General features: G+C 66.8%; 19 protein-coding genes. 9 read left to right on the forward strand and 10 right to left on the reverse strand.

The genetic code is table 11. From position 1 onward, the window contains the following. Window positions 1-18: 18 nt before the first annotated feature. Window positions 19-732 (reverse strand): 6-phosphogluconolactonase, encoded by a 714-nt coding sequence (pgl, locus tag MRY80_RS25570; RefSeq protein WP_293294466.1) that lies wholly within the window; start codon window positions 730-732, stop codon window positions 19-21. Beyond that, window positions 722-2,191 (reverse strand): glucose-6-phosphate dehydrogenase, encoded by a 1,470-nt coding sequence (gene zwf / locus MRY80_RS25575; RefSeq protein ID WP_293294468.1) that lies wholly within the window; start codon window positions 2,189-2,191, stop codon window positions 722-724. Before zwf ends, pgl begins: the two co-directional genes overlap by 11 nt. A gap of 262 nt (window positions 2,192-2,453) precedes the next feature. Between zwf and MRY80_RS25580 the strand changes: the two genes are divergently transcribed. The 6 genes from MRY80_RS25580 (at window position 2,454) to MRY80_RS25605 (ending at window position 8,734) form a co-directional block, all read left to right on the forward strand. Further along, window positions 2,454-3,941, forward strand: a complete 1,488-nt coding sequence (locus MRY80_RS25580) for an aldehyde dehydrogenase family protein (RefSeq protein WP_293294470.1) — start codon at window positions 2,454-2,456, stop codon at window positions 3,939-3,941. Between the two features lie 38 nt (window positions 3,942-3,979). Continuing rightward, entirely contained in the window at window positions 3,980-4,468 is a 489-nt protein-coding gene (locus tag MRY80_RS25585) for a cupin domain-containing protein (RefSeq protein WP_293294472.1), read from the forward strand. A gap of 54 nt (window positions 4,469-4,522) precedes the next feature. Continuing rightward, window positions 4,523-6,298: an SLC13 family permease gene (locus MRY80_RS25590; protein WP_293294474.1), complete on the forward strand. Its 1,776-nt coding sequence runs from the start codon at window positions 4,523-4,525 to the stop codon at window positions 6,296-6,298. A 99-nt stretch (window positions 6,299-6,397) separates the two neighbouring features. Beyond that, window positions 6,398-6,865: a nucleoside deaminase gene (locus MRY80_RS25595; RefSeq protein ID WP_293294475.1), complete on the forward strand. Its 468-nt coding sequence runs from the start codon at window positions 6,398-6,400 to the stop codon at window positions 6,863-6,865. A 127-nt stretch (window positions 6,866-6,992) separates the two neighbouring features. Next, window positions 6,993-7,529: a hypothetical protein gene (locus MRY80_RS25600; RefSeq protein ID WP_293294477.1), complete on the forward strand. Its 537-nt coding sequence runs from the start codon at window positions 6,993-6,995 to the stop codon at window positions 7,527-7,529. An 80-nt stretch (window positions 7,530-7,609) separates the two neighbouring features. Then, the gene (locus MRY80_RS25605; RefSeq protein ID WP_293294479.1) at window positions 7,610-8,734 is read left to right on the forward strand and encodes a beta-ketoacyl-ACP synthase III; all 1,125 of its coding nucleotides are present in this window, start codon (window positions 7,610-7,612) and stop codon (window positions 8,732-8,734) included. A gap of 21 nt (window positions 8,735-8,755) precedes the next feature. Here the strand turns inward: MRY80_RS25605 and MRY80_RS25610 are convergent, their stop codons facing one another. Then, window positions 8,756-9,505, reverse strand: a complete 750-nt coding sequence (locus MRY80_RS25610) for a hypothetical protein (RefSeq protein ID WP_293294481.1) — start codon at window positions 9,503-9,505, stop codon at window positions 8,756-8,758. Between the two features lie 172 nt (window positions 9,506-9,677). After that, window positions 9,678-10,289 carry a TetR/AcrR family transcriptional regulator gene (locus MRY80_RS25615; protein ID WP_293294483.1) on the reverse strand — a complete coding sequence of 204 codons (612 nt, stop codon included), beginning with the start codon at window positions 10,287-10,289 and terminating at the stop codon, window positions 9,678-9,680. Window positions 10,290-10,492: 203 nt separating this feature from the next. On the opposite strand from MRY80_RS25615, the gene MRY80_RS25620 reads away from it, so the two are divergent. Both MRY80_RS25620 and MRY80_RS25625 read left to right on the forward strand, forming a co-directional pair. Continuing rightward, complete coding sequence (locus MRY80_RS25620) at window positions 10,493-11,170, forward strand: PspA/IM30 family protein (RefSeq protein ID WP_293294485.1); 678 nt, start codon at window positions 10,493-10,495, stop codon at window positions 11,168-11,170. Between the two features lie 68 nt (window positions 11,171-11,238). After that, window positions 11,239-11,499: a hypothetical protein gene (locus tag MRY80_RS25625; RefSeq protein ID WP_293294487.1), complete on the forward strand. Its 261-nt coding sequence runs from the start codon at window positions 11,239-11,241 to the stop codon at window positions 11,497-11,499. A 74-nt stretch (window positions 11,500-11,573) separates the two neighbouring features. Here MRY80_RS25625 and MRY80_RS25630 read toward each other — a convergent pair whose 3' ends face one another. Continuing rightward, window positions 11,574-13,088: an OmpA family protein gene (locus tag MRY80_RS25630; protein ID WP_293294488.1), complete on the reverse strand. Its 1,515-nt coding sequence runs from the start codon at window positions 13,086-13,088 to the stop codon at window positions 11,574-11,576. 227 nt (window positions 13,089-13,315) lie between these two features. On the opposite strand from MRY80_RS25630, the gene MRY80_RS25635 reads away from it, so the two are divergent. Beyond that, window positions 13,316-14,509 carry a D-alanyl-D-alanine carboxypeptidase gene (locus tag MRY80_RS25635; protein WP_293294490.1) on the forward strand — a complete coding sequence of 398 codons (1,194 nt, stop codon included), beginning with the start codon at window positions 13,316-13,318 and terminating at the stop codon, window positions 14,507-14,509. A gap of 25 nt (window positions 14,510-14,534) precedes the next feature. Here the strand turns inward: MRY80_RS25635 and MRY80_RS25640 are convergent, their stop codons facing one another. The 5 genes from MRY80_RS25640 to MRY80_RS25660 all read right to left on the reverse strand — a co-directional run bounded on the left by MRY80_RS25640 (window position 14,535) and on the right by MRY80_RS25660 (window position 20,394). Beyond that, window positions 14,535-16,400, reverse strand: coding sequence for a hypothetical protein (locus MRY80_RS25640; protein ID WP_293294492.1), 1,866 nt, complete (start codon window positions 16,398-16,400; stop codon window positions 14,535-14,537). A 43-nt stretch (window positions 16,401-16,443) separates the two neighbouring features. After that, entirely contained in the window at window positions 16,444-16,917 is a 474-nt protein-coding gene (locus MRY80_RS25645; protein ID WP_293294494.1) for a hypothetical protein, read from the reverse strand. Between the two features lie 38 nt (window positions 16,918-16,955). Further along, window positions 16,956-18,647 carry a VWA domain-containing protein gene (locus MRY80_RS25650; RefSeq protein ID WP_293294496.1) on the reverse strand — a complete coding sequence of 564 codons (1,692 nt, stop codon included), beginning with the start codon at window positions 18,645-18,647 and terminating at the stop codon, window positions 16,956-16,958. A 118-nt stretch (window positions 18,648-18,765) separates the two neighbouring features. Then, a complete protein-coding gene (locus MRY80_RS25655) occupies window positions 18,766-18,990 on the reverse strand; it encodes a hypothetical protein (protein ID WP_293294498.1) in 225 nt (74 codons plus the stop codon). 108 nt (window positions 18,991-19,098) lie between these two features. Further along, the gene (locus MRY80_RS25660; protein ID WP_293294500.1) at window positions 19,099-20,394 is read right to left on the reverse strand and encodes an FAD-binding oxidoreductase; all 1,296 of its coding nucleotides are present in this window, start codon (window positions 20,392-20,394) and stop codon (window positions 19,099-19,101) included. Window positions 20,395-20,439: the final 45 nt, after the last annotated feature.

The raw sequence follows: 20,439 nt of genomic DNA on the forward strand, positions 1-20,439 counted from the left end.
GGATCGGGTCGGCGGGCGTCAGGGCGCCCAGAAGACATGCACCGGCGTGCCGCTCTGGTTGAGCACGGCGCGTACCGGCATGGCATGGGTGTCGGCGCCGGCGCAGGCCGTGTCGAACACGCCGCGCTTCTCTTCACCCTCGATATGGAGCGCGAGGAAGCGGGCGTCCAGCAACACGGGCAGCGTCAGCGTCAGGCGCGGTTCGCCCGCCCCGTCGGCCTTCATCGCCACCACCTTGCGCTGACCTTCCATGTCGAGAGCCTCTGACAGTTTGTCGCCATGCGGAAAGAACGAGGCCGTGTGGCCGTCGGTTCCCATGCCCAGGACGGCGACGTCGAGCGGCAAGGGAACGCCGGCGAAGAGCTCCGCGCTGCGCGCCGCATTCTCGTCGGGCGTCGCAAGACCGGTCTCGAACGGTGCGAAATGCGCCGCCGTCGCAGGCCCCTTAAGCAGCGTCTCGCGCACCAGCCTCTGGTTGGCGCGGTCGGAATCCGGCGGACAGATGCGCTCGTCCACCAGCAGCACGGTCACCCGGTCCCACGCGATGTCGGCCTGCGACAGGACGGCGAAAAGCCGCTTCGGCGTCGATCCGCCGGAGACGGCGATCGAGGCCTGGCCGTGCTCGCTGATCGCGCCGGCCAGCTTGGCCGCGATGCCGGCCGCAAGCCCCGTCGCCAGCGCCTCGCGGTCGGGATAGTCGTGGCGGTGAAGGGTGCCGTTGTCAGCTTTCATACCAGGTCCGTCCGTCGCGTTCGATCAGGGCGATGGAGGCCGACGGTCCCCAGGTGCCGGACGTGTACTGACGCACCGGCTGGTCGACCTCTTCCCACGCCTTCAGGATCGGATCGACCCATTTCCAGGCGGCTTCCACCTCGTCGCGGCGCTGGAACAGCGTCTGGTTGCCGCGGATCACGTCGAGGATCAGCCGCTCATAGGCGTCCGGATTGCGCACCCCGAAGGATTCCGCAAAGCTCATGTCCAGCGGCACGTGGCGCAGCCGCATGCCGCCCGGACCGGGGTCCTTGATCATCATCCATTGCTTCACGCCCTCGTCGGGCTGCAGCCGGATGACGAGCTGGTTCGCGATCATCCGCCCGGCGGGGCTGCCGAAGATCGAGTGCGGCACCGGCTTGAAGGAGATGACGATCTCCGAGACGCGTTTCGCCAGCCTCTTGCCGGTGCGCATGTAGAAGGGCACGCCCGCCCAGCGCCAGTTGCCGATCTCCGCCTTCAGGGCGACGAAGGTTTCCGTGTTGCTCGCGCCGCCTTCCAGCTCTTCCAGATAGCCCTTGACCGGGCCGCCATTGGACGCGCCGGACGCATACTGGCCGCGCACGGTCATCTGTTCGACATTGGAGCCGTCGATCGGCGCCAGCGAACGCAGCACTTTCAGCTTCTCGTCGCGCACCGCGTTGGCGTCCATGGAGGAGGGCGGCTCCATCGCGACCAGGCAGAGCAACTGCAAGAGATGGTTCTGCACCATGTCGCGCAGCGCGCCGGCCTTGTCGTAATAGCCTGCCCGGCCTTCCAGCCCGACGGATTCGGCGACCGTGATCTGCACGTGGTCGATATGGGCGGAGTTCCAAAGCGGCTCGTAGAGCGTGTTGGCGAAGCGCAGCGCCATCAGGTTCTGCACCGTCTCCTTGCCGAGATAATGGTCGATGCGGAAGATCTGGTCTTCCGTGAACACCTCGCCCAGCGTGTCGTTGAGGGTCCGCGCCGACGCCAGGTCGCGGCCGATCGGCTTTTCCACGACGATCCGCGTTTCCGGCGTGATAAGCCCGTGGTCGCGCAGCCTGGTGGCGAAATCGCCGAAGAGCGACGGGCCGACGGCGAGGTAGCAGGCGCGCTTGCGCAGCGGATCGTCGCTCAGCCTGGACTTCAACTCGTCCCAGCCCTTGTCGGACTTCGCATCGACGGCGACATAGCGCAGCTTCTCCAGGAACTTGCCGACCTCCTCGTCGTCCAGAGGTTCCTTGACGAAGCGCTTCAGCGCCTCATGCGCGAAATTGCGGTAGTCGTCGTCGCTCATCTCGGTGCGCGAGGCGCCGATGATGCAGGACGTGTCGATGATCTGGCCGTCCACCTGGCGGTGATAGAGCGCGGGCAGAAGCTTGCGCTCGGCAAGGTCGCCCGTCCCTCCGAACACGATGTAGTCGAAGGGGTCGACGGGAATGATCTGAGCGGACATGGAGGCTTCCTGTCTTTCCAGAGGAGACGCCCGACCTATAATCTAATCGATTTAAAAAGGCCAGATCGGATTCCGATTTTTTTCGCACTGCACACAGGCGCCATGTTACATCGCGTCATGTTACATTCGTGCGAACAGGGCGCATGTCGCCATGGCGCGAGGAGCTGGCGTTTCAGGCCGTGCAATCCGCATCCCCGGCAGGCATGATGGCGCCCGGATACGGCTTCGGCCAGAGGGCCGGCCGCCGAAGGGAGGCGAGGACATGCTCGACACGCCAGACACCGCATTGCTGCGAACCGTCGCCGAGGAGCGCGCCGCGCTCAACGTCATCGGCGGCAAGACTGTCGGCGCGCAATCCGGCGCGCGCATCGAGGTCGCCTGTCCCTCCGACGGTCACGTCTTCGCCTCGATCCCGCGAAGCGACGCGGCCGATGTCGATGCCGCCGTGCGCGCCGCGCGTCAGGCCTTCGAGACCGGCGCGTGGAGCCGTATGACGGCCACCGAGCGCGGCCGCGTCCTGACGCGGCTGGGCGACCTGGTCGCCGCCAATCGCGACGAGCTGGCGGCGCTGGAATCGCGCGACACCGGCAAGCCGGCGCGCCAGGGCGTTGCCGACGTCAATGCGGCGATCCGCTACTATGAATTCTACGGCGGTGCGGCCGACAAGGCCCACGGCGACCAGATCCCCTTCCTGCAGGGCTATACGGCCTTCACCACGCGCGAGCCGCACGGCGTCGTCGCCGGCATCATTCCGTGGAACTATCCTCTGCAGATCCTCGCCCGCGTCGCCGGCGCGGCGCTGGCGATGGGCAACACGCTCGTCGTCAAGCCGGCCGAGGATGCCTCGCTCACCAGCCTGCGCATCGCCGAACTGGCGCTCGAGGCCGGTTGCCCGCCCGGCGTCTTCAACGTCCTGACCGGCTACGGCGCCGAAGCCGGCGTCGCATTGTCGGGCCATCCCGGCGTCGATTACGTCACCTTCACCGGCTCGCCGGCCACGGGCACCGCCATCCAGCAGGCCGCCGCATGCAACAATCGCGGCGTGACGATGGAACTCGGCGGCAAGTCCCCGCAGGTGATCTTCGCTGACGCCGATCTGGAAGCGGCGCTGCCGGTTGTCGTCAACGCCATTATCCAGAATGGCGGCCAGACCTGTTCGGCGGGAAGTCGGGTCCTGATCGAAAGGCCGGTCTACGACGCCGTCACGGCCGAACTGGCGCGCCGCTTTTGCGCCCTCGTCGCCGAGCCGCATGATCGCGACGGCGATCTCGGGCCGCTGATCAATGCCAGGCAGGCCCACCGCGTCGCCGCGATGATCGCCGAGGCCGAGGCCGGCGGCACTGAATTGCTGGCCCGCGGCGCCGTCGCCGACGACGCGCCCGCCGGCGGCCATTACCAGGCGCCCGTCCTGTTCGGCGGTGTCGATCCGCTCTCCGTCCTAGCCCAGGAAGAGGTCTTTGGTCCGGTCCTCGCCGCCTTTGCCTTCGACAGCGAGGAGGAGGCCGTCCGGCTCGCCAACGGCACCCAATACGGCCTTGTCGCTGGGGTCTGGACACGCGACGGCGGCCGCCAGCACCGCGTCGCCAAGCGCATTCGCGCCGGCCAGGTCTATGTCAACGCCTATGGCGCGGGCGGCGGGGTCGAACTGCCCTTCGGCGGCTTCGGCAAGTCCGGCCATGGCCGCGAAAAGGGCTTCGAGGCGCTGATGGACATGTCGGCGACCAAGACGATCGTCTTCAACCACGGCTGATCCCTCGGCCGTCGCGCAACCCCTTCGGAGAGTGTTCGATGCCGGACGAGAAATATCTGCTGACCGCCGCCGAGATCGAGGCGATGCCGGGTCTGAGGAAGACCCATTTCCTCAACCCCGATGCCGTGCGGATCAACAAGTCGCTTGGCGACGAGACCGGGCTGACCGGCCTCGGCTTTCACATCATCGAGGTCGAGCCGGGCCACGACACGACCGAGCACCATGTCCACCATTACGAGGATGAATGCGTCTATGTCCTCGCCGGAGAGGCGACGGCCCATATCGGCGACGACACCGTGATCATCCGGGCGGGCGACTTCATCGGCTATCGCAAGGGCGGTCTGGCCCATTCGATCACGAATACCGGCACGACCACGTTGCGCTGCATCGTGGTCGGGGAGCGGCTTGCCCACGATGTCGGCGACTACCCGAAGCTCAAGAAACGAATCTACCGAAATGCCGGTCTCGCGTGGAACCTTGTCGATCACGAGAACATTGACGAACCGGTCGCCGGCGCGAAGAAATAGGCGCGGCGCGGGCCGCGCTGTTGTCGGGCCTCATTCGTCTGCTAGGGAGGCCCCATGACCGGTGAGCAGATCTTCCTCTTCGCCCTGTTCGGGGCGACCTTCGCCTTCTTCGTCTGGGGCAGGGTGCGTTACGACCTCGTCGCCTTCTCCGCGCTGCTGATCGCGGTCGCCGCCGGCCATATCGAGCCGGAATCGGCCTTCGAGGGCTTCGGTCATCCCGCCGTCATCATCATTGCGCTGGTGCTGATCGTCTCGCGCGGACTGGTCAATTCCGGTGCGGTGGAGCGCATCGCGCGCCTCGTTGTCGCGCCGGATCGTGCCGTCCCCGGCCATATCGGCGTCATGGCGGTGGTCGGCGCCGCGCTGTCGGCCGTCATCAACAACGTCGCCGCGCTCGCTCTCCTGATGCCGCTTGATCTCGAGGCCGCCGCCAAGGCCAAGCGCGCCGCCGCGCTGACGCTGATGCCGCTCTCCTTCGCCACGATCCTCGGCGGCATGATCACGCTGATCGGCACGCCGCCCAACATCGTCATCGCCCAGTATCGCGACCGGGCGCTCGGCGAACCCTTCTCCATGTTCGATTTCGCGCCCGTCGGGCTCGCCGTGTCGGTCGCCGGCATCGCCTTTGTCGCGCTGGTCGGCTGGCGTCTCATTCCGTCGCGCGACCGTCCGGCGACGCTCAAGAGCGGCGGCGACGCCGGCCTCTACGTCGCCGAGGCGCGCGTGCAGGAGGGCTCGAAATCGGAGGGCAAGCAGCTCCACGAGCTCTATCCGCTCGCCAATGTGCACGACATCGCCGTCATCGGCCTCATCCGGCGCGGCAAGCGCCTGCCGGGCTTCTCGCGCAACGAGACTCTCGCCAAGGCCGATTTCCTCGTGCTGGAAGGCGACCCGAAATCGATCGAGACCTTCATGGGCGCGGCCGAGCTGGATTTCTCCGGCTCCGAGAAACATGACGGCGGCGCGGCCGGCCCGTCGCTGACGCTGATCGAGGCCATCGTGCCGGACGGCGCGCGCGTCGTCGGCCGCTCGGCGACCGATTTGCGCCTGCAATATCGCCACGGCGTCACGCTGCTCGGCGTGTCGCGCGGCGGCCGCCGCTTTCGCGAGCGGGTGCGCAAGCTGAAGATCATGCCGGGCGACGTGCTGCTGCTGCTGGGCGCGGAAGACCGCATCGTCGAGATCGCCGCCTGGCTGAACGTCCTGCCGCTCGCCGAGGGGCGCACGCAGATGCTCCAGCGCAGCAAGGCGGGCTTCGCCATCGGCGCCTTCGTCGCCGCGATCGCGGCGGCCGTGTTCGGCCTCGTTTCGCTCGACATCGCACTCGGCATGGTCGTCGTGGCCTATGTGCTCGCCGGTCTGCTCGGCGGATCGGAAGTCTACGAGGCGGTCGATTGGCGCGTCATCGTCCTGCTCGGTTCGCTGATCCCGCTCGGTCTGGCATTGGAGGATTCGGGCGGCACGCAACTGATCGCGGAGGCGATCGTCTCGGCGACACAGGGCGCGCCCGCCTGGGTGGTGCTCGCCGTGCTGATGGTCGTCACCATGACGCTGTCGGATTTCCTCAACAACGTCGCCACGACCCTGATCGCCGCGCCGATCGGCGTCGGCGTCGCCAACGCCTTCGAGGTCAATCCCGATCCGTTCCTGATCGGCGTCGCGGTCGCCGCCTCCTGCGCCTTCCTCACGCCGATCGGCCACAAGAACAACACCATCATCATGGGCCCCGGCGGCTACGCCTTCGGCGACTACTGGCGCATGGGCATCTTTCTGGAACTCATCGTGCTGGCCGTCGCGATCCCGACGATCCTCCTGGTCTGGCCGCTCTAGGCCGGCGCTTGCCAATCATGCGGGGCTCCTGAAATATGGGCCCCTCCGGCCGGCATCCGTTCGATGCCGGCCAATTCCGCAAACGGCAGGCTTGACGACATGACCCGTGACCAGATGATCTCGCACCTTCTAGCCGCAGACGCGGTCGCGCGCGGCGCGGGACAGCACGGCCACCATCCGTTCGGCGCGGTGCTTGTCGGCCCCGACGACGAGATCCTCATGCGCCAGGGCAACATCGACACGTTGCATCACGCCGAAACCGAGCTCGCGCGGCGCGCCGGCGCGGCCTATTCGCCGGAGTTCCTGTGGACCTGCACGCTGGTCTCCACCTTCGAGCCGTGTGCGATGTGCGCCGGCACCCTCTATTGGGCGAATATCGGCCGGCTGGTCTATGGCGTGGAGGAGACGAAGCTCCTCGCGCTGACCGGCGACCATGAAGAGAACCCGACCATGAGCCTGTCCTGCCGCGAGGTGCTCGCCACGGGCCAGAAGAAGATAGACGTTCACGGGCCCTTCCCGGAGATCGAGGACAAGCTCGTCGCCCCGCATCGCGACTTCTGGCTTTAGAGCGGGCCTCTGTCGATCCGCCGCGATCCCGCCCGCCTGACGGGAAAATTGCCGCAAAGTCGTCGGAATGCCGCCGCGAGGCTGTTACAATCGCCGCCTATTCCGACGCGAAAAAGGAGAATTCACCATGGCTGCCGCTGAAGCCCTTATCGTGTTGAGCCTGCTCGGCTGCGACGATTCCGGCGCGCAATGCGATTTCGTGCGCGTCGGAACGGAGCGTTACGAGACGGTCGAGGCATGTCGCGCGGCGTCCGAGCCGCTGCTGGCGGCGACGCTGGAGGCCGACTACCCGACGGTCGTCGCGGTCTGCTCGCCGGAAAGCGCCTTGCCGATGGCGTCGGCCGTCGAGGGCGACCAGCCCGATGCCACGGGCGCCGAGGTCGCGGCCGCGGCGCTTCCGCCGGAATCGCCCTTCGAGGGGGAGGCGCCCCTTCCGCCCGAGGGCGAAGCGCAGATCCCCGCCGAGACGCCCGCCGAAATGCCGGCCGAGGAGGAAAAGGCACCGGGCCTGCTCGCCCGTGTCGGCCGGGCGATCGGCGCGCTTACGCCCGACCGCGAAACGCTCACCAAGCCGATCGATCTCGCCGCCGACGGGGCGGCGACGGTCGGCGGCGCCGTCATCGTCGGGGTCCGCCGCGTCGCCGACGCGGTCAACCCGTTCTGACCGCAAAGGCGCTTTTGAATTGAATTGCCGTGGTGGAGCGCCTATGCCGCCCTCCACCACGAATTTCGTTGCGAGTGCCCATGCATTCCGTATCCATCTCCGGCACCGGCGTCTTCACGCCGGCTGAAAAGATTTCCAACGCCGAACTCGTCGTTGCCTTCAACGCCTATGCGGACAGGCAGAACGCGCTGCATGCCGAGGCGATCGCCGCCGGCGAGCGCGAGCCGCTGCCGCAGTCCAACGAGGGCTTCATCGTCAAGGCCTCGGGGATCGAGAGCCGCTTCGTCCTCGACAAGACCGGCGTGCTCGATCCCGACATCATGCATCCGGTATTGCCGGAACGCGCCGACGACGAACTCTCCGTCATGGCCGAGATGGCGCTGAAGGCGGCAACGGTCGCGCTTGAGCAGGCGGGCCGCACGCCGGCCGACATCGACGCCGTCATCTGCGCCGCGTCGAACCACGAGCGCGCCTATCCGGCCATCGCTATCGAGGTGCAGCAGGCGCTTGGCATCGAGGGCTTCGCCTTCGACATGAACGTCGCCTGCTCGTCCGCCACCTTCGGCATCCAGGCTGCCGCCGACATGATCCGCTCGGGTTCCGCCCGCGCCATCCTGATGGTCAATCCGGAGATCTGCTCGGCGCATCTGGAATGGCGCGACCGCGACTGCCACTTCATCTTCGGCGACGTCTGTACCGCCGTGGTGCTGGAACGCGCCGACCGCGCCGAGGCGCCGGGCCGCTACGACATCCTCTCGACGCGCTGCCTGACGCAGTTCTCCAACAATATTCGCAACAATAACGGCTTCCTGCGCCGCACCCGCGAAGGTCACATGGCCGACCGGCGCGACATGTTGTTTCGCCAGGAGGGCCGCAAGGTCTTCAAGCAGGTCGTGCCGATCGTCTCCGAACTGATCCTCGGCCACCTCGCCGACAACGGCCTTGAACCGAAGGATCTTTCGCGGCTCTGGCTGCATCAGGCCAACAAGGGCATGAACGATCTCATCGGCGCCCGCGTGCTTGGCCGCACGCCTGAGGAGGGCGAGCAGCCCAACATCCTGCAGGACTACGCCAACACCTCGTCGGCGGGCTCGATCATCGCGTTTTCGAAGTTCTCCGACGACCTGAAGCCGGGCGATCTCGGCGTCGTCTGCTCCTTCGGCGCGGGCTATTCCGCCGGCAGCGTCATCCTGCGCAAGGCCTGAGGTCGCCGCTTTCGGCCCGGCCTACAGGTGGTTTTCCACGGCCGACTGCACGGGGTCGCGATAGCCGTTGGTCAGATCCCGCACGACGATGATCGCGCCGGATTCGCTTTCGTCGCTGGCGCGCTGTGACAGCATCCTGCATTCGAGTAGCAACCGCCCGCGGGACTTCGTTTCCAGGAAGTAGCAATAGGTGACGTCTTCGCCCTTGAAGCAGCGCTGCAGATAGGCCCGCGCACGCCCGTTGAAGCGCCTGTCGCCGATAAGGTCCGCGAGATGCTTCTCCCTGAAGGCCTCCACCGGCATGCTGTGAAATTGCCCATTGGCCGGGGAGGTGTAGCGATACCGCCAGTCGCGGCCGATCAGCGCCATGCGCAGATTGGTGCGCTCGATCATCGCCAGAACGTCCGCGCGCGGCTGGTGATTGTCGAGCAGAGCACGCCCGGTCTCGCCGTCCAGCGCGACCTCGCCCTCCGGCGCGGCCACATGCGTCTCGACGTCCGGGCCGAGATTGCGCTGGACGATCCATTCGAGATCGACGAGCGCGGGGACGTCGCGGTCGGCGTCGGTGGCCTGCGACACGACATCCATGAAGAAATCGATCTGCAGCCGCTTTTCATCGGGGCGGGTCGCGGGAAAGGCGCGAATGACCTTGCGCAGCCAGGCCATCTTGACGTCGAGTTCGCGCACCACGTCATCGCATTCGTTTTCGATGGCCCTGGCGAGCGCTGCTTCACATGAACGGTAGTCGTCGACGAGAGACGAAAGCTGCATGATTTCCGAGGCTTCACTCACATAGATGCAGATGTGTTTATATACATCGCATCGCGATTGGCGAGAGAGATTCCAGTCAAAATCCACTACTTTAGGCGCAAATTACTGCGAACTGTCGCATTTTGGCGCATCTTGCAGGAGAAATAGTGGTAACCGCTTACCTACCACTGCGTCAGATTTCCACCAGGAGTCCCCTGACGAAGACCGTCACCAAGAGGTCGATCTGGACGCGGCTTTCCACGGCAAGCGAGGCGTCGCCGCGGCCGACGAAATTGTTGGTGACGATGCCGTGCACCGCCGACCACAGCGCCCGTGCCGCCGTCTGGCGGCGGGTGTCGTCGTTGCGGAGGGGGGTGTCGGCGAGCACGTCGGCGATGATGTCGAACAACATTTCCTGGCGCAGCATGTAGGACTCCGGCATCGCCACGCTCGGCCGGCTGCGGTTGAAGGCCAGCAGCGCGGCCCATTTGACATGGTTGCGCTCGACGAAATCGAGATACGTCTCCGCCAGCGCGATCAGCCGCGTGCGCACGTCGCGCACGCCGTCGCGGCGCAGCCTCTCGGTCGTTTCCGAGCCGGCCATGCCCAGTTCGTCCAGAAGGTCGACATTGACCAGCCGGTGCAGCGCGTCGATGTCGCCGACGATGTTGTAGACCGAGCCCACCGACACGCCGAGCTCGCGCGCGATGGCGCGCATCTGCAACGCCTCGGCGCCGCCTTCGTCGATCAGCCGGCCGGCGATCTCGATCGCCCGGCGTTTCACCGCGTCCTTGTCCAGGGCCAAATTCCGTTCCTCCTCGTCCTGCCTGCGTCCGTGGCTGCGCCACATCCCCGCGCGGCCGCGTTTGCGCAATGGCATTTACCATAAGACGCCCGGAATGAACAATGTTCAAAAAACTTCTTGAACCATGTTCAAAAATCGGTATGGTCACTTTTGAACACGGTTCAAATCCGGTTCACACCACCGGCGAAACACGGGAGAGCATCATGTTCGCTGTTTTGAGGACACTTATCGAGGGCGCTGGCGCCCGCACCGAGGAGACCATCAGGGATCGCTACGCGGTCGACCTGCTCGAACAGAAGATCCGCGAATCCGAGGCCGCCCTGGCGGCCGCCAAGGAAACGCTCGCGGCCCTGATCCTGCGTGAGCGCAACGAGCGCAGCGGCCTGGAGAAGGTCCGCGCGTCGATCGCCGATCTCGAGACGCGCACCCGCAGCGCTCTGGCCGCCGGCGACGAGAACCTGGCCGGCGAGGCGGCCCGTGCGCTCGCCGAACTGGAAAACGAGCGCGAGACCCGCGAGAAGACGGTCGAGCGCCTGTCGCAGAAGGCGGCGCGCATGCGCCTCTCGGTCGAGCGCACCCATCGCCGCGTCACCGATCTGCGCCAGGGCATGATCCAGGCCCGCGCGATCGACGCCGAACAGCGCGCCCAGAAGAAGCTCAACCGCTCGCTCGGCGACAGCAGCTCCATCCGCGAGGCGCAGGCGCTCCTCGACCGCATCCTCGACCGCGACGACCCGTTCGAGGAGGGCCGAGTCCTCGACGAGATCGACGACGACCTGGCCCATCGCACGGTCCGCGACCGACTGGCCGAGGCCGGCCATGGCGCGCGAACCCGTCACAACGCCGAAGACATTCTGCAGCGCCTGAGAGCCGGGTCCTGACGATCCCGGCCAGACACCGAACCACAGACGATCAAGTCACATCCGAAAATCCAAAGGGAGACTTCCAAATGCGCAACAACTCCATCTACATCACCTTCAACGCCGCCGCCGTCGCCGCCGCTTACGTCATGCTCGGCCTGTCGCTGTGGCTCGCGCCGATCAACATCGCCACCAAGGGCTACTGGGCGATGGGCGTCCTGCTCCTCACCGCCAGCCTGGTGAACCTCGTCAAGTTCCGCATGGACCAGCACATCGCCGACGACACGGTGTCGCGCATCGAACAGGCGAAGAACGAGAAGATTCTCAGCGAATACGTCGCGCGCGACTGATCGCCGGCGCAAACGAAAAGGCCCGCCTCGATCGAGGCGGGCCTTTGCTTGTCTGGTGTCCGGCGATCGCCCGACTACTGGTTGGATGCCAGCAGCGAGGTGATGTTGCGGATCGTGGCGCGGCGGTTGGCCGGCTCGGCCGCCTCGGTGTTCACCTTGAGGAACTGCTCGCCATAGCCCTGGACGATCAGGTTCTCGGCCGGCACGCCGTAATAGTCGATGAAGATCCGGGCCACCGTCTCGGCGCGCCGGTCCGACAGCGCCAGGTTGTAGATGTCCGAACCGACGGCGTCGGTGTGGCCCTCGACGAGGATCACGGTCGACGGGTCCTGGTCGATCAGCGCCAGCACGGCACGCGCCATGTCTTCGAGCAGCGGAACCTGGCTTTCGCGAACGATCGCCGAGCCGCTTTCGAAGGTGATCGTGTCGAGATCGACGCGACGCACCTTGGCGCGCAGCCGCTCGCTCTCGCGCACCTCGCGCAGCGTGTAGACCTCCTCGACCTGTTCGACCGGCTGGGCGGCGATGGTGTCGTAGATCTCCTGGCGGCTCGCACGCCGCGCCGGCACGATGTAGCGGTCGCGCGGGATGTCGACGCGCACCGGCGGCAAGCGGCGGTCGTAATCGACGCGGCGCTTGTCGTCCATGTTCAGATTGTCGATCAGCACGATCTCGCGGCCGTTCGGCTGGATGCGCGTGCGCTTGAGGACATAGCCGCCTTCGTCGCGGATGGTCTCGATGCGCACGCCGTTGCGCCGCGTGATGGTTTCGAGCGTCCGTCCGCCGCGCAGGCGCTTCACCGTCACCTCGGAATCGCGGTCGCGCAGCAGGCTGCTTTCGTCCTTGCGGACGTAATACTCGCCGTCGCGCTCGACGATGATGCGGTCGCCCTCGTCCTCGATGACGCGGCCGCCCAGTTCCGGAACGATCGCGCCGATGATCGCGCCGACGGCTGCGGCGCCGATGGTCTCGGCACGGTTGCGGCGAGCTTCCTCGCGACGGTCGCGCTCGGCCTGGCGGGCCTGCTCGCGTTCGGCCTGGCTGGCGTCGTCGGGAATGACCGTCGGCTCGGGCGCGGGGGGCGGAGCGCTGGCCTGGCCGCCGTCCTCGTTCTGGTCGCGCTTGCGGCGCGGCCTGTCGCCCTCTTGCTTGCGCGGCCGGCCTTCCTCGGCCTGCGGCGCGGGCTGCTGCTGGGTCTCCTCGGTCTGGGCCGGCTGCGGCGGCGCCTGCTCGGCCTGCGGCGCGGGCTCAGGCTTCGGCTGCGGTTCCGGTTGAGGTTCGGGCTGGGGCTCCTGCTGCGCCTCCGGCTGGGGAGCGGGCTGCTCCTGCGGCGCGGGCTCGGCGGCGCCCTCGTCCGGCTTCCGGCGGCGTTCGCCGTTCTCGCGTCCCTGCTCGTCGCGGCGGCGCTCACCGCGCTCGCCGTTCGGGCGCTGCTTGCGGCGCTCGACGCAGGCCGGATCGTCGGGATTGGAGAGGCAGTTGACGCGCCTGTTGTCGTTGTCCTGCGCGCGGGCCGCCGGTGCGGAAAGGCCGAGCGTCAAGAGAACCGCCAGCGCGGTCGAACTTTTCAAGAGGTTGAAACGGGTCATGTATGGTGTCCTTTGGTGCGAAGTCCCTTCCGCTCCCGGAGGCGCGCACCGCCGGGTGTGAGGCAATAGAACGCCCGATCGTGGCTTTTGTTGCACCGAAACCCGAAAAACCGCGCGCGGCGCCCGCAATCTGGGCCTCCGCAGGCGCCGAACGCGCGACCCGGCTTGCTTAACCGGCGCGCCCCGCTAGTTTGATCGCAATCGCCATGTCCCTGCCGGAGCCGCCCATGTGGTCTCGCCTGCTCGCCCTAGCCTGCGTCCTTGCCCTGCTTTCCGCTTCGGCGGCGGCCGGCGTCAAGGAGAAGGTCGCGGCCCTTGCACCTTCGGGGCTTGTTCTCGTGCTCGACGCCGAGGGCAAGGAGCTCGTCGCGCAGAACGCCGACGAACCCTTCATCCCCGCCTCCGTCACCAAGATCGTCACCGCGTGGCTGGCGCTGGAAGTCCTGGGCGCCGACTACCGGTTCGAAACCCGTTTCTTCATGGACGACAAGCGCGTGCTCTATGTGCGCGGCGGCGGCGATCCGTTCCTGATTTCGGAGGAACTGGCGCTGCTCGCGCCCGAATTGCTGGCCAAGACCGGCAAGGAGCCGTTCACGGGCCTCGTGCTCGACGCCAGCTATTTCCCCGCCGACCTGCGCATTCCCGGCGTCGTGGATTCAGACGAGCCCTATGACGCGCTCAATTCGGCGCTCGCGGTCAACTTCAACACGATCAACGCGATCCGCAACGGCAAGAGCGTCAAGACGGCGGAAGAGCAGACCCCGATCACGCCGCTGGCGATCAGCCAGTTCCTGGCGCGTGCGCCCAACGGCAAGAGCCGCATCAGCCTCGCCCAGCAGGACCCGAGCGTCTGCGTGCGCTATGCCGGCGAACTTCTCACCGCCTTCATCGAGAAGGCCGGCGGAAAGATCGAGGGCGAGATGACGATCGGCAGGGTGCCAGACGGCCTGAAGCCCGTCTATGTGCACCGCCAGTCGCGACCGCTGTCGGAGATCCTGCGGGGGATGCTCTATGCGTCGAACAATTACATCGCCAACCAGGTCTTCCTGGAGATCGGCACAGACCTTCTCGGCGGGCCGGTGAGCCTGGAGAAATCGGTACGTGTCGCCAACGGCGTCCTCGCCCGCCACAAGCTCGTCGAGGCCATCCATCTGGAGGAGGGTTCGGGCATCAGCCGCGGCAACCATTTCACGGCGAGGGGGCTCGCCCGTCTCCTCGACCAGTTCGCCCCGAATCAAGGTCTGCTGCGCAAGTCCAAGAGCGGTTCGCGCTACAAGACGGGCACGCTCTCCACGGTCAGCACGCTGGCCGGCTACGCCAAGACCACGAGCCATGGCGACGTGCGCTTCGTGATCTCGCTGCCCGGCGGCACCGGCAATCTGCGCTTCCAGCTTCTACGGGCGATCGAGACCGGATTGTAAGGGGAGGGGCGCACCCTCACGCGTCCTATTTCTGCGCGACGTCCTGCAGGTAGCCCGGCGGGATCAGGTGCACGCCGCTCGTCGGCATGGCGAGCGCCGCGGCGCCGGTGCCGTTGCGGCAAAGCGACGTCTGCGGGTCCCGCCCATTGGTCGAGCAGGCCGACTGGCACTGTGCCTCCCAGTCGTCGATCGCGGCGCCCGTGCAATATTGTCCGGGCGGCAAGTCGGCTGCGCCGACCTGCCAGCGCGCCAAGGCGGTGTCGCGCCACGTGTCGAGCGTGCCCTGCGCCTGCCCGAAATTCGGATAGGCCGAGTAGAGGTCGCGCATCTTCCGGTAGTTGGTCTCCACCGTGGCGCGCGCAAACCCGATCAGCTTTTCGTCGCGCCGCATGCCCGCCGCGTTGCGCCGGCAGCTGTCGATGCAGCTTTCGCCCTGCGCCGCCAAGACCGTGCAGCTCTGCGCCGTCGCTTCCGCCTGCGCCTGCAAGCAGGAGGATTGGTACGGGTCGGCGATGTTGCGGCAGAGGCCCGCCGTGGGCACCGCCGCGCAGCTGGCCTTGGCGATCGCCGCGTTCACCGCGTCGGGCAGCGCCACGCCGCTCGTGTCGAGTTCGACCTCCTCATAGTCGATCGTGGCGTCCGGCAACTGGCCCGACGTGTCGTATTCGGGCTCGCTTTCCGCCATCTCCTCGGCGTCGGCCCTGGCCGCTTCTTCGGCCGCCGCGCGCTCGCGTGCCGCCTGCAGCGCCTCCTGCGCCCGGCGCCAGCGTTCGGCTTGTTCGTAACGCGACGGCTGGACCTCGGTGATCTCGCCGTCGGTCCCGTCCGGGTCGTCGTCCCAGTAGCCGTCCACAACCCCCTCGACGATCGCCCGCCGTTCAAGTTCCTCGATGGAAGGCGGCGGTTTCACATTGGCGGTTCCGGCGCTGTTGGAGCCCTCGAGCGCCTCCAGCTTGGCGCGATATTCCGGGTCCAGCAATTGCAGTTCGGGCGGCAGGTTCGCGTCCAGCTCCTGGCGTGGGTGCGGCACAGGCTTGCCGTCGTCGTCAAACTCGAAATCGCGACCCAGGAGACCGCTGGTCAACCGGCCGACGATGGCTTCCCCGGCGCCCAGATCCTTCGAGTTGCGTTCGGCCAGGATCTCGGCGAACAGGTCGGCATAGTTGTTCGGGTCCCCGGCCAGATAGAACCTGCGCTGCTCCAGCAGCCGCTCGGCGAGCGACATCGCATAGGCTTCCTCGGCCTTGCGGGCCTGGTATTGCAGCTCCGACAGCTGGGCGAAGGACAGGCCGAGCCGTTCCAGTTCCATCTCGCGCTCCAGCTCCTCGATGACCTCCCAGCCGGTCCGGCTTTCGCCCGGCTCCTTGTAGACCTCGGCGGGGCCAAGGTCGCCGAGATCGCCGTCCACGTCGTCCTCCAGCGTTTCGTCGGAGAATTCGCCCAGGCTCGGCCCCGAGACGTTCTGCAACTGGTCCTGCCCCTCTGGGCCGGCCTCCAGCGCCTCATGGCCGCCGAAATCGCCCAGATCGCCGTCGGGATCGTCGTCATTGTAGGGATCGTATCCCGGCACGTTGGCCGGCGGCCTGGCATCCGCCCCGGCCGGAGTAGTCAGCGGAGGCAGTCCTGCCGTCTTGCGTCGGTAGTTTTCCGCTTCGAGCATCTTCGCCACGACCAGGACGTCGGCGAGGGTCTGCGCTTGCGCGTTCTCGGGTATGAAGACCCCGCCTCGCATCGCCGCCCCGAGAAGCGGATCGAACACGTCGGCAAGCCGCATGATCCGGTCGGCGAGGCTTCCCGGCAGGACGTATCGTTCCTGCGCCGAGACGGAGGCGGGCGCCAGCGCGACGAGCGCGCCGAGACCGGCGACGAGGGCAAGAGGACGGAATTTCATCGTTGGCTTCTCCCTGATGCGAGCGCTCGTCCCTGCGCCTCTTTCACTTCTTTTGCGGGGTCCAGCCGACGCAGTAGCAGACGGCGGCGGTTGTCTTGCCCTTCATGCAGAGGTCGCCCGACCCCTTCTGCGCGGTCGCGGCGCCGTTGGCGAGGAACCGGCGGCCCGCCCGCGCCTCCACGTCCGAGCGCTGGAAATTCATGTAGTCCGGCTGATATTTCGGAGCGGTCGGCCGGCTCCAGATCGACCCGACCACCATGGACCGGGCCTCCGGATAGGACAGCCGCTTGTATCTCTTCTTCGAGAGGATCTGCTCGCAGGAGATCTTCGCCTTCTTCAGGACGCGCCGATCGAAGAGGCTGACGATGATGTCCGGCCCCTGCCGCGGCATCACCTTCCAGACGGAATCGTGAAGCAGGCCGAATGGCTCCTGCGCGCTGGCCGCCGGTGAAACGAACACCGCGATCAGCAAGGCGGCGGCAGCCGCCGGGAACCGGATTGCGCGTTGTGCGGTCATGCGTCCAGTCTCCTCTTTCGCAGGGCGGCCCGGCGCCCCTATTGCTCGAACGCCAGCTCCACCGTCTTCATCTCGCCCGCCTGGATCGTGACTTCGGTCGACACCACGATCGTGCCGTCGACGGCCTCGACGGTGTAGGTGCCGGCCGGCACGGTGAAATTGGGCGATACGCCCGATCCCGTCGTCGAGAACGTCCGGTTGCCGTCGGCGTCGGTGGCATAGACGCGCCACAGCGGGAACCCGCTGACGATCCGCGTCGTCAGGATGCCGGCATTGAGCACGGCGGTGTAATCGGTGCGCTGGTCCGCCTCCACGACCACCGGCAGTTCGGATTGCATCGTGATGCGGCTCACCGTGACGAGATACTGGCCGACCGGCAGTTCGATCTCGGCGCGGCTGTCCGACGATCGGGCGATTTCCTTGCGTACGCCGTCGGCGTCCGGTTCGGCCTCGCGGACGCTCCAGCTCAGATCGCCGACCAGCGGGTCTCCGCCCTCCGCCAGCACCGCGCGCAGGCCGACGACGCCCGAGGCGAGCCGCAGCGTGACGGTCTTCCTTTCGCCGGGCGCGACGGTGAAGCGGGCCTCGGCGGCCGCCGCGTCGATGCGGGCTGTGGCCACATAGGCGCCGGCCTTCAGCGTGAAGACCGGCTGGCCCTCATAGGCGTTGGCGACGCGGCTGCGCTTCGTTTCGTCGTCGGGATCGACCGCGTAGATGATCCAGTTGACGCCGTTTCCGATCAGTTCCCCGCCTTCCGTCCGGGTCACGCCGAATGTCACGATCCCGGCATCGAGGACCAGGTCGACGTCCTCTGTGTCCGGCTCGATCTGCACGATCGCCTCGCCGGTCACCCCGCCGACCGTCGCGCGCACCAGGTACTGGCCGGGCTCGAGGTCGAATTTCGGGTTGTCGTCAAAGGCGAAATCGATGCGAAGCGGGCTCAGGTCTTCGTTCTCCGCCGGTTCGAAGATCTCCCATGTCAGGTCGATGTCGACCTTCTCTCCGCCTTCCGAATAGAACGCCTCGAATTCGATGCCCTCTTCGGCCGGCGGCGGCGGTGCGGCCACGGCCGTCGCCGTCTGGCTGGTCGCCGCCACCACCGTGCCGAGCGCACTGGCGAGAGATCCGGCGTCGGATGCCGACAGGAACATCCCGCCGGTGTTTTCCGCGACGCAGCGCAGCGCCTGCTGTTCCTCGTCCTTCAGGTCGAAGCCGATCACATGGGCGGTGAAGTCGATGCCTTGCGCCTCCAGTTCCGCGGCGACCGCGCAAGGGTCGGCGGCGCAATTCTCCAGCCCGTCGCTGACAAGGATCACCGTCGCCGGCGCGCGGCTGAAGTTCAATTCCTGCGCGGCCCGGCGCACGGATTCCGACAGTGGCGTTTTTCCTTTGGGATTCAGGCTGTTGACCGCCGAGACAATGGCCTCGGGCGAGGCGCTTCCGACGGGCCTGAGCGTCTCGATGTCGTTGCAGTCGCCCTCGCGGCGGTGGCCGTAGGCGCTCAGGCCGAGCGAGATGGCGGGGTCGAGCGTGCCGACGAGGTTAGCGATGGTCTGCCGGGCGATGACGATCTTCGGCGTGCCGTTGATCTGGCCCCACATGCTGCCGGACGCGTCGAGAACGAGCATCGCTCTCGCCTTCGGGGTTTCATCGGCCGCCTGCGCCAGTGCCGCAAGGCACGATCCGACAAGGACCAGCATCGTGGTTGCAAGACGCGTCAAGCAGCGCATGAAATTCCCCCTGTCTGTCCAATTCCGTCCCTCGAACGGATGTTAACCGCGAGATTACCTAAAGTCATCCCTGCCGTTACTGACGAAAGAATTGGCCGATTTGTTTCGCGTGCCGCGTTCAGGCGTTGAGTTCAAGCCGGATCGGCTTCAGCTTCACCTCTTCCTTGTCGAAGCGTGGCGAGGCGGGTTTGGGACAGGGCTTGCTCTTCCTTTCCTCCGATTTCGGCGGGCAGAGCTTTTCGACCTGCGGGGCAGGGTGAAGCTCCTGCGCCAGCGCAAGCGGGGGGAGCGGCGCCGTCAGGGCTGCGGCCAGCACGATCGCGGTCGATGAACGGGAATACATGTCGCGTCTCCGAAGTTTCTTCGTCGCAGCGCAGGCTTGCACGCGAAGAAGACCCCCGATGTGCGAAGCGTCACACGGAGACGGAGCCTGCCGGATCGGAAGTCGGCCTCAGAGCCGGTCGAGCATGGCGTACCAGGTCAGCGCCAGTGTCAGCATCGGCTTGCGGAAGCTGCGTCCGCCGGGAAAGGCCGGCACCTTGAGATCGCGCAGATGCTGCAGCCGCGCGTTGTCGCCTGTCACCGCCTCGGCATAGAGCCGGCCGGTGAAATGCGACAGCATCACGCCATGGCCGGAAAAGCCGCCCAGCGAGGTGACGCCGGGCATGACCTCTCGCGCGAAGGGCTCGCGCGGCATGGTGATGCCGACCGAGCCGCCCCAGGCGTGTGAAATCTCGACGTCGGACAATTCCGGATAGATCTCCGCGATCTGCTTGCGGATATGCCTGGCGATGTCGCGCGGATTGTCCGCCGTATAGGCCTCGCGCCCGCCGAACAGCAGCCGGTCGTCCCCATATTTGCGGAAATAGCGCACCACGAAGCGCGAATCGTCGATCGACTCGCCGCCGGGGATGAGTTTGTCTTTCATGGCGCCGGTCAGCGGCTCGGTCGCGCCGATGAAGGAGCGGATCGGCATCACATGCGCCGCCGACACGGGCTCCAGCTTCGCGTCGCCATAGGCGTTGACCGCGACAAGCGCCCGGTCGGCGTTGATCACGCCCTTCTCGGTGGCGACCACGACCCGGTCGCCGACCTTGTGGATGCGCGTCGCCTTGGTGTTCTCGAAGATCTGCGCGCCGTTTTCGGCGGCCACCCGCGCCGTTCCGATCACCAGCTTCAGCGGGTTGATGTGCCCCGTGCCGGTGTCGCGGACGCCGCCGTGAAAGAAGCTCGATCCGACCCTTTGCGCGGTCTCGGCGCGATCCATGAAGCTGATATGCGGATAGCCGTAGCGCTCCGCCATCACCTCGGCATGCTTGCGATAGTCCTTCAGGTAGCGCTTCTTGTGCACCACCGAGAGCTGGCCCGGCCTGTAGCCGATGTCGATCCCGTGCGTCTCGGCGAAATCGTGCATGTGGCGCTTGGCGTCCTCGGCGATGGAAAACAGCGCCTGCGCCCGTTCGCGCCCGATCTCCTCTTCCTGGTCCTCGGGCCAGGCGCGCTGGCCGGTGCCCATCTGGCCGCCATTGCGCCCCGACGCGCCGTCGCCGAAGCGGGCCTGCTCGATAAGCACGACATTCACCCCGGCCTTCGCCAGGTGCGCCGCGGCCGACAGGCCGGTGAAGCCCCCGCCGATCACCACGACGTCGCATACGCGGTCGCCGTCGAGCACGGGGTATTCGGGCCGCTCGCCGGCCGTCGCCTCGTACCAGGAATAGCCGGGAGAAATGGGAGATTGGTAGGGCATGGCCGCGTCGGTCGTCGTTGGTGGTCAGTCGGTCGTCATTCGTCT

Source organism: Oricola sp. (assembly GCF_022763245.1).
In the GTDB taxonomy this organism is placed as follows: Bacteria; Pseudomonadota; Alphaproteobacteria; order Rhizobiales; family Rhizobiaceae; genus Oricola.

Excerpts from the sequence above, each read along its gene's own strand:
- MRY80_RS25645 (WP_293294494.1), bottom strand. The coding sequence starts at position 16,917 with ATGACCGCACAACGCGCAATCCGGTTCCCGGCGGCTGCCGCCGCCTTG.
- zwf (WP_293294468.1), bottom strand. The coding sequence starts at position 2,191 with ATGTCCGCTCAGATCATTCCCGTCGACCCCTTCGACTACATCGTGTTC.
- MRY80_RS25610 (WP_293294481.1), bottom strand. The coding sequence starts at position 9,505 with ATGCAGCTTTCGTCTCTCGTCGACGACTACCGTTCATGTGAAGCAGCG.
- MRY80_RS25600 (WP_293294477.1), top strand. The coding sequence starts at position 6,993 with ATGGCTGCCGCTGAAGCCCTTATCGTGTTGAGCCTGCTCGGCTGCGAC.
- MRY80_RS25585 (WP_293294472.1), top strand. The coding sequence starts at position 3,980 with ATGCCGGACGAGAAATATCTGCTGACCGCCGCCGAGATCGAGGCGATG.
- pgl (WP_293294466.1), bottom strand. The coding sequence starts at position 732 with ATGAAAGCTGACAACGGCACCCTTCACCGCCACGACTATCCCGACCGC.
- MRY80_RS25620 (WP_293294485.1), top strand. The coding sequence starts at position 10,493 with ATGTTCGCTGTTTTGAGGACACTTATCGAGGGCGCTGGCGCCCGCACC.
- MRY80_RS25605 (WP_293294479.1), top strand. The coding sequence starts at position 7,610 with ATGCATTCCGTATCCATCTCCGGCACCGGCGTCTTCACGCCGGCTGAA.
- MRY80_RS25650 (WP_293294496.1), bottom strand. The coding sequence starts at position 18,647 with ATGCGCTGCTTGACGCGTCTTGCAACCACGATGCTGGTCCTTGTCGGA.
- MRY80_RS25635 (WP_293294490.1), top strand. The coding sequence starts at position 13,316 with ATGTGGTCTCGCCTGCTCGCCCTAGCCTGCGTCCTTGCCCTGCTTTCC.
- MRY80_RS25660 (WP_293294500.1), bottom strand. The coding sequence starts at position 20,394 with ATGCCCTACCAATCTCCCATTTCTCCCGGCTATTCCTGGTACGAGGCG.
- MRY80_RS25590 (WP_293294474.1), top strand. The coding sequence starts at position 4,523 with ATGACCGGTGAGCAGATCTTCCTCTTCGCCCTGTTCGGGGCGACCTTC.
- MRY80_RS25640 (WP_293294492.1), bottom strand. The coding sequence starts at position 16,400 with ATGAAATTCCGTCCTCTTGCCCTCGTCGCCGGTCTCGGCGCGCTCGTC.
- MRY80_RS25580 (WP_293294470.1), top strand. The coding sequence starts at position 2,454 with ATGCTCGACACGCCAGACACCGCATTGCTGCGAACCGTCGCCGAGGAG.
- MRY80_RS25630 (WP_293294488.1), bottom strand. The coding sequence starts at position 13,088 with ATGACCCGTTTCAACCTCTTGAAAAGTTCGACCGCGCTGGCGGTTCTC.
- MRY80_RS25655 (WP_293294498.1), bottom strand. The coding sequence starts at position 18,990 with ATGTATTCCCGTTCATCGACCGCGATCGTGCTGGCCGCAGCCCTGACG.
- MRY80_RS25595 (WP_293294475.1), top strand. The coding sequence starts at position 6,398 with ATGACCCGTGACCAGATGATCTCGCACCTTCTAGCCGCAGACGCGGTC.
- MRY80_RS25625 (WP_293294487.1), top strand. The coding sequence starts at position 11,239 with ATGCGCAACAACTCCATCTACATCACCTTCAACGCCGCCGCCGTCGCC.